Source organism: Pseudaminobacter sp. Soil_N_29 (genome assembly GCF_057656055.1).
Genome location: NZ_JBDGLC010000006.1, coordinates 156,641 through 170,104, shown reverse-complemented (window position 1 = coordinate 170,104; position 13,464 = coordinate 156,641). Strand labels below are relative to the sequence as shown.

The window sequence follows — 13,464 nt, the reverse complement described above, 5'->3', positions numbered from 1 at the left end:
GCTCGAAACCTATGCCAGCGCTGCTTCCTGGCCTTCGGCCGGATTGTCGAGCTTGCGCCAGATCGCCTTTTCGCCAAGCCCTTCCACCAGTCGCGCGTGGGCGGCAAGTTCGGCCTCGCTCAGGCGCGAGGGCAGCGGCTCCGGGCGAGGCGCGATCACGAAGTCCATCTGCGCGCCGCCGCTCTCGACCTGACCCAGCTCGGTACTCGCCTCGAGTACCAGCGCGGCCTGCTTGCCGCCGATCAGCTCGATATAGACCTCGGCCAGAAGCTGGGAGTCCAGCAGCGCGCCGTGGAAGGTGCGGTGGCTGTTGTTGATGCCATAGCGCCGGCACAGCGCGTCGAGCGAGTTCGGCCCCATCGGGTGCTTGCGCCGGGCGAGCACCAGCGAGTCGATCACCCTTTCGTCGTCGATCGCCGGGTGGCCGAGCCGCGCCAGCTCGGCATTGATGAAGCCCATGTCGAAGCTGGCATTGTGAGCGATCAGCTTGGCGCCTTCGAAGAAGGCCAGGAATTGTTCGACGATCTCCGGAAAGGTTGGCTCGTTGGCCAGGCGCTCGTTGCTGATGCCGTGCACGGCCAGCGCATCGGGATGCACCTGCTTTCCCTGCGGATTGATGTAGACATGAAAAGTCTGGCCGGTCGGGAAGCGGTTGACCAGTTCGATCGCGCCGATCTCGATGATGCGGTCCTCGCGGGAATCCAGGCCTGTCGTTTCCGTATCGAAAATGATTTCGCGCAACGAATCACTCCATGCAGCGGCAGTGTGGCGGATCATATCTACATCGCCGCCGCGTTTTTCTCATTTCGCAGCCGCTACCGTCGAAAAAAGCACAGCCGACTTGCCCGCCCTCATCGAGCCGTACGGCGGGGATAACGCGGGTATTACGATTTTTCGTCCGCGAGCGCAGCGGCGACGACCTGCCGCACGACATCTCTCGTGTGATCCAGCTCGTGTCCGGTGTCGATCACGAAATCCGCGCGGGCGCGTTTCTCGGCGTCGGGAACCTGCCGCGCGAGGATGCTGGCGAATTTCTCCTCGGTCATGCCGGGCCGGCGCAGAACCCGTATGCGCTGCACGTCGGCCGGTGCGCTCACCACCACCACCTTGTCAACGCGGTCGCGGCCGCCGGTTTCGAACAGCAGCGGAATGTCGAGCACCGCCAGCGGCGCCCCGGCAGCGCGATGCCGCGCCAGGAAGGCGTCGGCATCGGCGCGCACCAGCGGATGGATGATGGATTCCAGTTTCTTCATCGCCTCGGAATTGCCGAGCACCTTGCCGGCAAGCGCCGTGCGGTCGACCACGCCATCGCGCACCGTGCCGGGGAACGCAGCCTCCACCAGGGGGGCGGCCGCCCCGGCATAGAGGCGATGCACCGCTTCGTCGGAATCGTGCACGGGAATGCCGGCTTCGGCGAACATCTTCGCCGCGGTCGATTTGCCCATGCCGATCGATCCGGTCAGGCCGAGCACGATCATCTGGCGACACCCAGGTCGGCCACGATCAGATCGCGCAGTTCGGCCGTCACCGCCGGGCGGATGCCGAACCAGTGCTCGAAGCCGGGAGCCGCCTGGTGAAGCAGCATGCCGAGGCCGTCGACCGTCTTCAGCCCCCGCGCTTTGGCCGCGGCCAGAAGCGGCGTTTCCAGCGGCACATAGACGATGTCGGTGACCACCGCGCCGTCGGGCAAGGCCGACGGATCGACCGGCAGCTCTTCGTTGCCATGCATGCCGAGCGAGGTGGTGTTGATGAGAAGCCCAGTCTCGGGGAGGAACTCGCTTGCCGCCGCCAGCGGATGCGCCGAAACGCCGGCGCCGAAGCTGTCGGCCAGTTCCTGGGCCCGCGCGACCGTGCGGTTGACGATGCGGATGTTGCGGATGCCGCGCAGCTTCAACGCATGAACGATGGCGCGCGCGGCGCCGCCCGCGCCCAGCACCAGTGCCGCGTCGGTCTTGTCCCAGCCAGGCGCATATTCGTCGAGATTGGCGGCAAAGCCATAGGCATCGGTGTTGCCGCCCCAAAGCTGACCATCTTCGAACCAGACCGTGTTCACCGCGCCGATGGCTTCGGCGGCCTCATCACGGCGGTCGACCAGGCGGAAGGCGGCCTCCTTGTGCGGAATGGTAACATTGCCGCCGGCAAAGCCTTGCGCCGCCAGCCCCGTCAGGAAGTCGCCGAACTTCTCGGGCGCGACGTCAATGGCGGTGTAGGTGCCGGCAAGGCCGTTGGCTTTCAGCCAGAAGCCGTGGATCTTGGGCGAACGCGAATGAGCGATGGGGTGGCCGCAGACGAAAGCCTTCGTTTCAGTCTCAGCCATCTATCGCTCCAAGCTTGCGCAGTTCCTCGAGCAGCGGCAGCAGCGGCAGCCCGACAATGGTGAAATAATCGCCCTCGATCTTCTCGAAAAGCTGGATGCCCTGGCCCTCGATCTGATAGGCGCCGACGCTCGACAGCGCCTTGGCGCCCACCTTGGCGAGGTGCCGGCCGATGAAGGCGGGTTCCAGCTTGCGCATGGTCAGCCGCGCCACCGGCACCGCGCTCCACAACAGCTTGCCGTCGCGCACCAGAACAACAGCGCTGTTGAGCTGATGCGTCTGGCCGGAAAGGTCCAAAAGATGCCGCCGCGCAGCTTCCATGTCGGCGGGCTTGTGGAAGATGCGGTCTTCAAGCGACAGCGTCTGGTCGCAGCCGATGACCAGCGCGCCGGGATGCTTTTCGCTGACATGCAGCGCCTTGGCCTCGGCCAATATCAGCGCCACCTCTTCCGGCGTGACACCGCTGTTTTCCAGCGGCGCCTCCAGCGCCCGCTCGTCCAAATCGGCCGGCACGGCCGAAAATTCCACGCCAGCATTTGCCAGGAGCGCCTTTCTGAAAGGGCTGCCCGACGCCAAGATGATCTTTTCCGCCATGCGGCTTCTCCTGTTGGCCGACCGATCGCCCCGCCCGAAGCACGATCCTTGGCAGCGTTTCGCCCGCCGAAAAGATCATGCAGCAAAACAAAAGTTTAGGGCACGAGGCCGGTTCAAGCGAGAGGCGCCCCGCTCTAACGCGTCCTGCTGCGCAGGGCAACGATCGCGGCGGCCGTTTCCTCGATGGAGCGGCGGCTGACATCGATCATCGGCCAGTTGTGGCGGGTGCAGATCTGCCTGGCATAGGCGAGTTCTTCGGTAATCGTGGCCCGATCGATATAGGTCTGCGAGTCGAAGCCCGCGCTGGTGCCCAGAAGCCGGTTCTGCCGCACCTGCGATATGCGCTCCGCGGTGGCGATCAGGCCGACGATGAGCGGCTTCCTGGCATGGATGAGGCTTGGCGGCAGCGGCACGCCCAGAACGATCGGCACATTGGCGGTCTTGATGCCGCGATTTGCCAGATAGATGCTGGTCGGGGTCTTGGAGGTGCGCGATATGCCGATCAGCACGATGTCGGCTTCCTCGATGTCACTCGGAAGCTGGCCGTCATCATGCTCCATGGTGAAGTTCAGCGCGTCGATGCGCCGGAAATATTCGGCATCCAGCACATGCTGCGCGCCCACGCGCCGCCCGGCCGGCGTACCGAGATAGGACTGGAACACCGACAGCACCGGCTCCAGCACCGAAACATAGGGCAGGCCCATGGCCGCGCAGCGGCTGTCGATCATGCGGGCAAGCTTCTGGTCCACCACCGTGTAGAGCACGATGCCCGGCTCTTCCTCGATATCGTCGAACACCTTCATCAACTGCTTCTCGGTGCGGATCAGCGGATAGATGTGCTCGATGGCCCTGGCATCCTTGTATTGCGCGGAAGCCGCGCGCCCCGCGGCCAGCAGCGTCTCGCCGGTGGCGTCCGAGATCAGGTGGAGATGGAAGAAGCTCTGGGGTTTGTTCACAAGGGTCGCCCGGGTCTGTGGTCAAATGTGGATAAAGGGGGACCTTTGGGCCCCCCTGTGGGTTGAGACTGTATCAGATAGCCACTTGTCCACAATTCGCCCCGCTGTCAGTTCGGAATCCGCGCCGGGGATGAGAATGGGGATAAGTCTAACCACGATCGTCCGATCACCAATCGGCCCCAAATCGTCGACTCCGCAAGCCCTTGTAATCTCGGACTCAATTCGGATAATCCCCAGACTTGTCCAATCCACACCGCCGAAAGCGCGACATTATGCTTTCTGGCGCTCGGGCCGCTCGGGTGGATAAGTGGCAATTCTCGATTCCAACAGAGTCTAATAATCAGAAGACTCTTCTCTCTTAGAAATTATATTTTTTAGAAGAACCGGGAGAACGAAGCTTCATGACGACAAGACGCGCCATGCTGGATGTCCTGAAAGGCGAACCGGTTTTCCCGCCGCCGCTCTGGATGATGCGCCAGGCGGGCCGCTATCTGCCGGAATACCGCGAGTCCAGGAAGAAGGCCGGCGGCTTCCTCGACCTGTGCTACAACCCCGACTTCGCGGTCGAAGTGACCTTGCAGCCGATCCGGCGCTTCGGTTTCGACGCGTCGATCCTGTTCTCCGATATTCTGGTTGTTCCGCATGCGCTCGGCCGGGACCTGCGCTTTGAAGAGGGCCGCGGTCCGCTGATGACGCCGATGAGCGCTGCCGACGTCGACAGGCTCGACGGCTCGAGCTTCCACCAGCGGCTGGCGCCGGTCTACGAGACGGTAAGGCGGCTGCGCGCGGAGCTACCCCAGGAAACCACGCTGATCGGCTTCTGCGGCGCCCCCTGGACGCTGGCGACCTATATGATCGCCGGCCACGGCACGCCCGACCAGGCGCCCGCGCGTCTGTTCGCCTTCCGCCATCCGGAAGCGATGGAACGCCTGCTGGCGGTGCTGGTGGACTATTCCGCGCAATATCTGATCCGCCAGATCGATGCGGGCGCCGACGTGGTGCAGATCTTTGACTCCTGGGCGGGCATTCTCGACGAGGCCACCTTCGAGGCGTTGTGCGTGAAGCCGGTGGCCGAGATCGTGCGCAGGGTTCATGCGGTTCACCCCAACGTGCCCGTAATCGCTTTCCCGCGGGGCGCTGGCACCCGCTATGACAGCTACAGGCAGAAGACGCAGGTTGCGGGGCTTGGCCTCGACTGGACCGTGCCGCTGTCGCAGGCGCGCCAGCTGCAGGCGGGCGGCGCCGTGCAGGGCAATCTCGATCCGCTGCGCCTGGTTGCCGGCGGCCGGGCATTGTCTGAGGGTGTCAGCGCCATTCTCGACGCGCTGGGCAAGGGCCCGCTTATCTTCAACCTCGGCCACGGCATCACGCCGGATACGCCGATCGAGCATGTCGAGGCGATGGTCCGCCAGGTGAGGAGCTTTTCCGGGCGATGAGCGCGACGAACACGCCCGAGACCAGCGGAGCCAAGGCGATGCAGCGGGCGGCCGCGGCAATTGCCATCTTCATGGTTCTGACCGCGCTGCTGTTCTACTTTGCGCCCGATAATCTCTATCTCTGGGCCAAGGCCATTCACGTGATCGCGGTGATCTCCTGGATGGCGGGCATGCTCTATCTGCCGCGGCTGTTCGTCTATCACGCCGACGCCGAGCCGGGCTCGGTGCAGTCGGAAACCTTCAAGGTGATGGAGCGCCGCCTGCTGCGGGCCATCATCAATCCGGCCATGATCGTCACCTGGGTTTTCGGCCTCTGGCTTGCCTGGAAGGGTTTTGCTTTCCACGGCGGCTGGCTGCACGCCAAGATCGCGCTGGTTGTGCTGATGTCGGGCGTGCACGGCTACCTCTCCGCCTCGGTGCGCCGTTTTGCCCAGGACAGGAACACCAGGGCTGCCCGGCACTGGCGGATGATCAACGAGATTCCCACCGTGCTGATGATCCTCATCGTCATTCTGGTGGTTGTAAAACCGTTCTGACGCCTTAAATCCTTATCAAAAGGTGCCTTGCCCTTTGTCACGGGGGCAGATAAAAGACGATTCTTCCTTCCCGCCTGCGCCTTCCTTGCTGACATAACGGTCGCGCCCGGCACTCCATCGCATTCGTCGATATCTTTCTCCCCGATCCCCCTTTCAGAGTCCGTCCATGCAGGAAATGAAACTCCAGGAGTTCAAGAACAAGAAACCGACCGATCTCGTTGCCTTCGCCGAGTCGCTGGAGGTCGAGAACGCCAGCGTCATGCGCAAGCAGGAGCTGATGTTCGCCATCCTCAAGAAGCTGGCGGCCCAGGATGTCGAGATCATCGGTGACGGCGTGGTCGAAGTGCTGCAGGACGGTTTCGGCTTCCTGCGCTCGGCCAATGCCAACTATCTGCCGGGCCCGGACGACATCTACATCTCGCCCTCGCAGATCCGTCGCTTTTCGCTGAAGACCGGCGACACCGTCGAAGGCCCGATCCGCAGCCCGAAGGAGGGCGAGCGCTATTTCGCCCTTCTCAAGGTCAACACCATCAACTTCGACGATCCGGAGAAGATCCGGCACAAGATCCACTTCGACAACCTGACGCCGCTCTATCCGAATGAGCGGATCAAGATGGAAGTCGACAACCCGACCACCAAGGACATCTCGCCGCGCGTCATCGATCTGGTGGCGCCGCTCGGCAAGGGCCAGCGCGGCCTGATCGTGGCGCCGCCGCGCACCGGTAAGACCGTCCTGCTGCAGAACATCGCGCATTCGATCACCACCAACCATCCGGAATGCTACCTGATCGTTCTCCTGATCGACGAGCGCCCGGAAGAAGTGACCGACATGCAGCGCTCGGTGAAGGGCGAGGTCGTGTCCTCCACCTTCGACGAGCCGGCCGCCCGCCACGTGCAGGTGGCCGAAATGGTCATCGAGAAGGCCAAGCGTCTGGTCGAGCACGGCCGCGACGTGGTCATCCTGCTCGATTCCATCACGCGCCTCGGCCGCGCCTACAACACGGTCGTGCCGTCCTCCGGCAAGGTGCTGACCGGCGGTGTCGACGCCAACGCCCTGCAGCGCCCCAAGCGCTTCTTCGGCGCGGCGCGCAACATCGAGGAAGGCGGTTCGCTGACCATCATCGCCACCGCGCTGATCGACACCGGCAGCCGCATGGACGAAGTGATCTTCGAAGAGTTCAAGGGTACCGGCAACTCGGAAATCGTTCTTGACCGCAAGGTGGCCGACAAGCGCATCTTCCCGGCCATCGACATCCTCAAGTCTGGCACGCGCAAGGAAGACCTGCTGGTACCGCGTCAGGATCTGCAGAAGATCTTCGTTCTGCGCCGCATCCTGGCGCCGATGGGAACCACCGACGCGATCGAGTTCCTCATCGACAAGCTCAAGCAGACCAAGACCAACGGCGATTTCTTCGATTCGATGAACACCTGACCGGACGCTCGCCAGGCGGCGGTTCCAGCATGGCCGAGGCAGCGACGCTTCGGCCCCACTGGGATGGGCATCGGCGGAAGCCTTCGGGTTTATACTTGCCCGCGCAGACGGCGTTCGAGTTCCGCAGGATCGGAAATGACAGGTAGACAGAGCGGGCCGGTGCAAATATATGCGCCGGCCTGTTTCGTTGACGGATAGGTGCCGCCGGGCAGGTTGGGCAGGTCGTCGGCCTCGCCCACCGGGATTGAGATATCCACTCGCCTTGGGTCCGGGTATCGATTCGCTTCCGGAACGAATCTCGGCGCGGCTGGATCGTCCACCATGACCAGCTTCATTGGTGCCAGCACCAGCGCGCAGGCATTGACGATCCCAGCCTGTCCGAATTGCTGGCGGCTCGCCCTGCCGGCGGCATGCTCGGCGACACGCCAAAGCTTGTCCTGAAGTTCGACCGAACCGGTTACGCTTGCCAGCCTCGTCATTGCCTCGATGATCTGGCTGGTTGCGGAAGGGATGGCTTCGTCCACGTCGCCGCGAATGCGGATCGGCACGTCGGTGGCATCGGAGGCGGTGAGAAAATGGCCGTTGCCCTCGCCATCCAGATACCAGCGGTCGAGTTCCGCCACGAAGCGTTTTGCCTGCGCGACATAGGCCAGCTTGCCCGTCGCCTCGTAAAGGGCGATCGCGGCATTGGCCATCGCGGCATAATCGCTGGAGAGTGCCGGATAGAGTGCGCGGCTGCCAAGGATGGAATGCGGCAGGCGCCCGTCTGCATCCGCATGAGAGATCACGAGATCGAAGGCAGCCTCCCCCGCCGCGATCCATTCCTGGCGCGACAGCGCGCGACCGCATTCGGCAAGTGCAGTGATGAGCAGCCCGTTCCAGTCGGCCAGAACCTTGTCGTCGCGGCCGGGTCTCACGCGTTTCTCGCGAGCGGCAAGCAGCTGCTGTTTCAGGTGGGCGACTTCCTGCCGATGCTGCAGCTCATGCCGGTTCTGGTCCGGCGTCTGGTGGATGATCGGCTTGCCTTCCCAATTTGGTGGCTGGGCGAGGCTGAAGCTTTCGAAGAAGGCGGGCGCGTCACTGCCGAGAGTGGCTTCGATCTCGGCCTTGTTCCAGGTGTAAAATAAACCCTCCTCGCCCTCGCTGTCCGCATCGAGGCTGGACGCGAAGCCGCCACCCTGCACGCGCATTTCGCGCAAAAGCCAAGTCGCGGTTTCTTCGATTCGCACCCGGAACAATTCATTTCCGGTCGCGGCCAGAAGCCAGTTGGCCTGCCGCAGCAGCTGCGCATTGTCGTAGAGCATCTTTTCGAAATGCGGCACCAGCCATTCGGCGTCCGTGGAGTAGCGCGCGAGCCCGCCGCCGACATGGTCGTAGATGCCGCCGCGCAACATGTGCTCGAAACTTCCGGTAACGGCATCGCGATGCTCGGTCGCGCCGTTCTTCAGCCAGCTCAGCCACAGCGTTTGCATAAATGGCGCGTTGGGGAATTTCGGTGCGCCGCGCAAGCCGCCGGCCTCGCGGTCGGCCATCCCGTTGATGCCGTCTGCAAGCGCGGCAAGTTGGGTATCGGAGAGCTGCGCCGGCGCATGGCTGGCTGCCAGACGCCCCGCGATGTGCGATTTCAACTGCTCGCCGCTCGCGGCCAGGCTTTCCTTCTTCTCCTGCCACGCCTTGTTCACTGCCTTGAGCACCTGAATGAAACCAGGGCGGCCGTAGCGCGTCTCCTTCGGAAAATAGGTGCCGCCCCAGAACGGCTTGGCATCGGGGGTCAGGAACATGGTCAGCGGCCAGCCGCCCTGCTCACCCATCGCGGTCAGGGCGGCCATGTAGATCTGGTCGATGTCGGGCCGTTCCTCGCGATCGACCTTGATATTGACGAAGAGACGGTTCATGACGGCGGCGACGTCTTCGCTCTCGAAGCTCTCATGCGCCATTACGTGGCACCAGTGGCAGGCTGCATAGCCGACCGACAGCAGGATTGGCTTCTGGGTCTCAATGGCCTCAGCCAGCGACTCTGGCGACCAGGCTCGCCAGTGCACGGGATTGTGGCTGTGCTGGCGCAGATAGGGGCTGGTTTCTTCGGACAGAAGATTTTCGGCCGGCAGCGGCAAGATGTGCACCTCACGCAAACAGTTGCAATTGGAAGATTAGGGCGCAAGGGAAACGCGAGCAAATGATATTCCAGGATACCATCGTAGCCCTGTCCAGCGGTCGACTGCCTTCCGGCATCGCGGTCATCCGTATTTCTGGTCCGCAAACTCGATTCGCTCTCGAAACGATGCTTGGGAAAGTGCCCTCCCCGCGCAGCGCCCGCTTCACCGCTTTCTACGCCCCCGATGGCAGACTTCTGGATCAAGGTATTGCGCTGTTCTTCCCCGGCCCGGCCAGTTTTACCGGAGAGGATTCTGCAGAATTTCATGCCCACGGCGGACGCGCCGTGGTCCAGGCCGTGACCGAAGCCCTCACATCGCTGGAGGGGCTTCGCTTGGCCGAGCCCGGCGAGTTCACGCGCCGGGCCTTTCTCAATGGCAAGGTAGATCTATTGGAGGCCGAATCCCTTGCCGATCTGGTTTCCGCTGAAACCGAAGCCCAGCGGCGCTTTGCGGTGCTGAACGCCGAAGGCCGGCAAAGCGGGCTCTATCTCGATTGGCGCCGTCGGCTGATTCATGCTCGGGCTATGATCGAGGCCGAAATGGATTTTGCCGACGAGGCCGACATTCCCGGTTCGGTCTCCTCGTCGGTGTGGGCAGATGTGCGGGCCATGATCGACGAGATCCGCCGCCACGTGCAGGGCTTTCATCGCGCCGAGATCATCCGCGACGGCTTTGATGTCGTCATCATCGGCGCGCCCAACGCCGGCAAGTCGAGTCTTTTGAACATGCTTGCGCGCCGTGACGTGGCGATCGTCACCGACGAGCCGGGCACCACGCGCGACCTGGTGGAAGTGGTCCTCGATCTCGACGGCGTGAAAGTGCGGCTCACCGACACTGCCGGCATCCGCGAGGCCCCAGGCAAGGTGGAAGCGATCGGCATCGGCAGGGCGCTGGAGCGGGCGCGAACCGCCGACCTCATCCTCCACCTGGAAGATGTCACCACTCCCGACCGGATACCCGATACGGAAAGCACCGCCCCAACCCTGCGGATTGGCACCAAGACCGATCTTCTGCCAGCGGCAGCCAAGCCGGATGGTTTCGACTGCCTGGTTTCCAGTACTTCCGGTGCCGGCGTCGATTCGCTGCTGGACATGATCACCGCGCGCGCCGTGACGGCAGTGGGCGACGTGGGAGATGTGCTGCCGTCGCGCCAGCGCCATATCGACCTGCTCACCAGGACAACTGACTACCTCGAAGCAGCCCTCGCCCTGCCCGTGGACCAACTCGAGCTCCGTTCGGAAAACATGCGCCTTGCCTCCGATCGCCTCGGCCGGATCTCCGGTGCGGTCGACACCGAAGACCTTCTGGAGGTCATCTTTTCGCAATTCTGCATCGGCAAGTGACTCACGTGAAACACGATCGGCCGGGCTGACTCACGTGAAACATTTCTCCGCATAAAATGACTCACGTGAAACAACGGGCTTTGCTTCACTCTGTGTTTCACGTGAAACAAAATTGCGCCTTGTCGCCTTGACTCCTGAGGCGAACACCAACATTGAGGGGTCGTGTTCCGGAGAGATATATGAACGGCAGCTACGATGTGATTGTTGTCGGCGGTGGCCATGCGGGCTGCGAAGCAGCCAGCGCGGCCGCCCGCGCGGGCGCCCGCACGGCGCTGGTCACGCTGAGCGCGGACACCATCGGCGTGATGTCCTGCAACCCGGCCATTGGTGGCTTGGGCAAGGGGCACCTCGTGCGCGAGATCGACGCGCTGGATGGCTTGATGGGCCGCGTGGCCGATGCCGCCGGCATCCAGTTCCGCCTCCTCAACCGCAAGAAGGGCCCGGCCGTGCGCGGTCCGCGTACCCAGGCCGACCGCAAGCTCTACCGCCTCGCCATGCAGGCGGCGATTGCCGAACAAGAAAATCTGGAGGTCGTCGAGGGCGAGGTCTTCGACCTGGAGATCGACGACGGCCGGGTTACAGCCGTCATCCTGGCCAATGGTCGCCGCCTCGGCTGCGGTGCCGTGGTGCTCACCACGGGAACTTTCCTGCGCGGCCTGATCCATATAGGTGAGCGCAATTTCCCCGCCGGCCGCATGAACGAGCAGGCCTCCATTGGCCTGTCGGCCACTATGACTCGCGCCGGCTTCAGCCTCGGCCGCCTCAAGACCGGCACGCCGCCGCGGCTGGATGGCCGAACCATCGACTGGGCGTCCCTGGACTGTCAGGCGGCAGACGAAGTGCCGGTCCCCTTCTCGCTGATGACCGACAAGATCGCCAACCCGCAGATCGACTGCGGCATCACCCGCACCACGTCGGCGAGCCATGATCTGATACGCCAGAACCTCGGCCGCTCGGCAATGTATTCTGGCAATATCGAAGGCATCGGCCCGCGCTATTGCCCGTCTATCGAGGACAAGATCGTCAAGTTCGGAGACCGTGAGGGGCATCAGATATTTCTGGAGCCGGAAGGGCTGGACGACGACACGGTCTATCCCAATGGTATATCAACCTCGCTGCCCGAATACGTGCAGCTTGATCTCCTGAAGACCATACCCGGTCTCGAGCAGGCGAAGATGCTGCAGCCGGGTTATGCGATTGAATACGACCACGTCGATCCGCGCGAGCTCGAGCTCACGCTAGAAACCCGTCGCGTCAGCGGCCTGTTCCTCGCCGGCCAGATCAACGGCACGACGGGCTATGAGGAGGCTGGCGCACAAGGGCTTCTGGCCGGGTTGAACGCGGCGCGGAAAGCTTCCGGCGGTGAGGGTGTCGTGTTCAGCCGCACCGAAGCCTATATCGGCGTGATGATCGACGACCTGACCAGCCGCGGCATCACCGAACCCTATCGCATGTTCACCTCGCGCGCGGAGTTCCGCCTCTCGTTGCGCGCCGACAATGCCGACGAGCGTTTGACGCCGAAGGCGATGGAACTGGGGATTGCCGGGGAAGCCCGTTCGGAACGCTTCCGCGAGGTTGCCCAGCAGCTGGACCACGCGAGGGAAATTGCCAAGTCGATCAGCGTGACGCCCAATGAGGCACGCCGGCACGGGTTCGAGGTCAATATGGATGGGGTACGGCGCTCGGCTTACGACCTCCTGTCCTATCCTGATGTCACCCTGGAGAGGCTGGCGCAGGCCTGGCCCCAGTTCGGCGGGCTTGACGCGCGTTCCGCGGAGGCGCTGGAGATCGAGGCTCGCTACGCCGTTTATCTCGACCGGCAGAGTGCGGACGCCGTGCAGATCCGCAGGGAAGAAGAGCGCCTTATTCCCGCCGGCTTGGAGTTCGATTCGGTTCCGGGCCTGTCCAACGAACTGAAGCAAAAGCTGCGCGAGCGCCGGCCGCGCTCGGTGGCGGACGCCCAGCGTATAGATGGCATGACGCCGGCGGCGCTGGCGATCATCGTGGCGCATGTGCGTCACGCGGAAAGTGTGCAGCAGCGGAAGGGTGCGGCGTGACTTTGGCTGCCTTTGATGAGCTTTGCCAGGTGGCCGGGCCTGTTTCACGTGAAACGTTCGAGCGGTTGCAGGCTTTCGAAACCCTGTTCCGGAAATGGGCAGCGCGCATAAATCTGTCCGCGCCCTCCACTCTGGACGACACGTGGCAGCGCCATATCCTCGACAGCGCGCAGCTTGCCCGCCTTGCCCCCGATGCCAAACGCTGGGTCGATATCGGATCGGGCGGCGGCTTTCCGGGTCTGGTGCTCGGCTTTTTGTTGATGGAGCGGGAGGGCGCCAGTATCGATCTGGTCGAAAGCAACCGCAAGAAGGCCTCCTTCCTGCAGATGGTTTGCGGCGAATTGGGCCTGCCGGCACGCGTGCACGCCAAGCGAATCGAGGACACCTATGCGGTGATTCGCCAGCCTGAAGTGGTCACGGCGCGTGCTCTGGCACCGCTGCCACTACTTTTGCAGCTTTCCGCACCCTGGCTGATGGCTGGCGCGAAGGCATTGTTCCATAAAGGCCGGGATTACCGGGCTGAGCTCGAAGAAAGCGCTCAACTGTGGTCTTTCGACCTGATAGAACACAAGAGCGTGATCGATCCGCAGAGTATCGTCCTAGAGATTTCCAGTCTGCGTCGAGTGTGAATTGCGTTCA

12 protein-coding genes are annotated in these 13,464 nt (G+C 63.2%); 6 read left to right on the top strand and 6 right to left on the bottom strand.

The genetic code is table 11. The annotated features are described in order from the left end of the window. Positions 1-9 precede the first annotated feature (9 nt). The 5 genes from dnaQ to AC3A4H_RS15310 form a co-directional block, all read right to left on the bottom strand. Entirely contained in the window at positions 10-741 is a 732-nt protein-coding gene (gene dnaQ / locus AC3A4H_RS15330; protein WP_487767450.1) for a DNA polymerase III subunit epsilon, read from the bottom strand. Between the two features lie 143 nt (positions 742-884). After that, a complete protein-coding gene (gene coaE, locus AC3A4H_RS15325) occupies positions 885-1,478 on the bottom strand; it encodes a dephospho-CoA kinase (protein WP_487767449.1) in 594 nt (197 codons plus the stop codon). Further along, a complete protein-coding gene (locus AC3A4H_RS15320) occupies positions 1,475-2,317 on the bottom strand; it encodes a shikimate dehydrogenase (protein WP_487767448.1) in 843 nt (280 codons plus the stop codon). The genes coaE and AC3A4H_RS15320 overlap by 4 nt, the downstream gene beginning before the upstream one ends. Beyond that, positions 2,310-2,909 carry a Maf-like protein gene (locus AC3A4H_RS15315; RefSeq protein ID WP_487767447.1) on the bottom strand — a complete coding sequence of 200 codons (600 nt, stop codon included), beginning with the start codon at positions 2,907-2,909 and terminating at the stop codon, positions 2,310-2,312. Before AC3A4H_RS15315 ends, AC3A4H_RS15320 begins: the two co-directional genes overlap by 8 nt. Before the next feature lie 134 nt (positions 2,910-3,043). Next, positions 3,044-3,865 carry a pyruvate, water dikinase regulatory protein gene (locus tag AC3A4H_RS15310; protein ID WP_487767446.1) on the bottom strand — a complete coding sequence of 274 codons (822 nt, stop codon included), beginning with the start codon at positions 3,863-3,865 and terminating at the stop codon, positions 3,044-3,046. A gap of 401 nt (positions 3,866-4,266) precedes the next feature. Between AC3A4H_RS15310 and hemE the strand changes: the two genes are divergently transcribed. The 3 genes from hemE to rho all read left to right on the top strand — a co-directional run bounded on the left by hemE (position 4,267) and on the right by rho (position 7,269). After that, positions 4,267-5,301, top strand: coding sequence for a uroporphyrinogen decarboxylase (gene hemE, locus AC3A4H_RS15305; protein ID WP_487767445.1), 1,035 nt, complete (start codon positions 4,267-4,269; stop codon positions 5,299-5,301). Continuing rightward, complete coding sequence (gene hemJ / locus AC3A4H_RS15300; protein WP_487767444.1) at positions 5,298-5,837, top strand: protoporphyrinogen oxidase HemJ; 540 nt, start codon at positions 5,298-5,300, stop codon at positions 5,835-5,837. The genes hemE and hemJ overlap by 4 nt, the downstream gene beginning before the upstream one ends. Before the next feature lie 166 nt (positions 5,838-6,003). After that, complete coding sequence (rho, locus tag AC3A4H_RS15295; RefSeq protein WP_348778755.1) at positions 6,004-7,269, top strand: transcription termination factor Rho; 1,266 nt, start codon at positions 6,004-6,006, stop codon at positions 7,267-7,269. Between the two features lie 89 nt (positions 7,270-7,358). Here the strand turns inward: rho and AC3A4H_RS15290 are convergent, their stop codons facing one another. Continuing rightward, positions 7,359-9,383, bottom strand: coding sequence for a thioredoxin domain-containing protein (locus tag AC3A4H_RS15290; protein ID WP_487767443.1), 2,025 nt, complete (start codon positions 9,381-9,383; stop codon positions 7,359-7,361). Positions 9,384-9,445: 62 nt separating this feature from the next. Between AC3A4H_RS15290 and mnmE the strand changes: the two genes are divergently transcribed. The 3 genes from mnmE to rsmG all read left to right on the top strand — a co-directional run bounded on the left by mnmE (position 9,446) and on the right by rsmG (position 13,454). Beyond that, on the top strand, positions 9,446-10,768 hold the full coding sequence (mnmE, locus tag AC3A4H_RS15285) for a tRNA uridine-5-carboxymethylaminomethyl(34) synthesis GTPase MnmE (RefSeq protein ID WP_487767442.1): 1,323 nt from the start codon (positions 9,446-9,448) through the stop codon (positions 10,766-10,768). 179 nt (positions 10,769-10,947) lie between these two features. Continuing rightward, positions 10,948-12,825 (top strand): tRNA uridine-5-carboxymethylaminomethyl(34) synthesis enzyme MnmG, encoded by a 1,878-nt coding sequence (mnmG, locus tag AC3A4H_RS15280; RefSeq protein ID WP_487767441.1) that lies wholly within the window; start codon positions 10,948-10,950, stop codon positions 12,823-12,825. Continuing rightward, positions 12,822-13,454 (top strand): 16S rRNA (guanine(527)-N(7))-methyltransferase RsmG, encoded by a 633-nt coding sequence (rsmG, locus tag AC3A4H_RS15275; protein WP_487767440.1) that lies wholly within the window; start codon positions 12,822-12,824, stop codon positions 13,452-13,454. The genes mnmG and rsmG overlap by 4 nt, the downstream gene beginning before the upstream one ends. The last annotated feature ends 10 nt before the right edge of the window (positions 13,455-13,464 follow it).

Bases quoted from the DNA above. Each gene is read 5' to 3' on its own strand.
- coaE (WP_487767449.1), bottom strand. From the start codon at position 1,478: ATGATCGTGCTCGGCCTGACCGGATCGATCGGCATGGGCAAATCGACC.
- AC3A4H_RS15320 (WP_487767448.1), bottom strand. From the start codon at position 2,317: ATGGCTGAGACTGAAACGAAGGCTTTCGTCTGCGGCCACCCCATCGCT.
- AC3A4H_RS15315 (WP_487767447.1), bottom strand. From the start codon at position 2,909: ATGGCGGAAAAGATCATCTTGGCGTCGGGCAGCCCTTTCAGAAAGGCG.
- hemE (WP_487767445.1), top strand. From the start codon at position 4,267: ATGACGACAAGACGCGCCATGCTGGATGTCCTGAAAGGCGAACCGGTT.
- hemJ (WP_487767444.1), top strand. From the start codon at position 5,298: ATGAGCGCGACGAACACGCCCGAGACCAGCGGAGCCAAGGCGATGCAG.
- rho (WP_348778755.1), top strand. From the start codon at position 6,004: ATGCAGGAAATGAAACTCCAGGAGTTCAAGAACAAGAAACCGACCGAT.
- mnmE (WP_487767442.1), top strand. From the start codon at position 9,446: ATGATATTCCAGGATACCATCGTAGCCCTGTCCAGCGGTCGACTGCCT.
- mnmG (WP_487767441.1), top strand. From the start codon at position 10,948: ATGAACGGCAGCTACGATGTGATTGTTGTCGGCGGTGGCCATGCGGGC.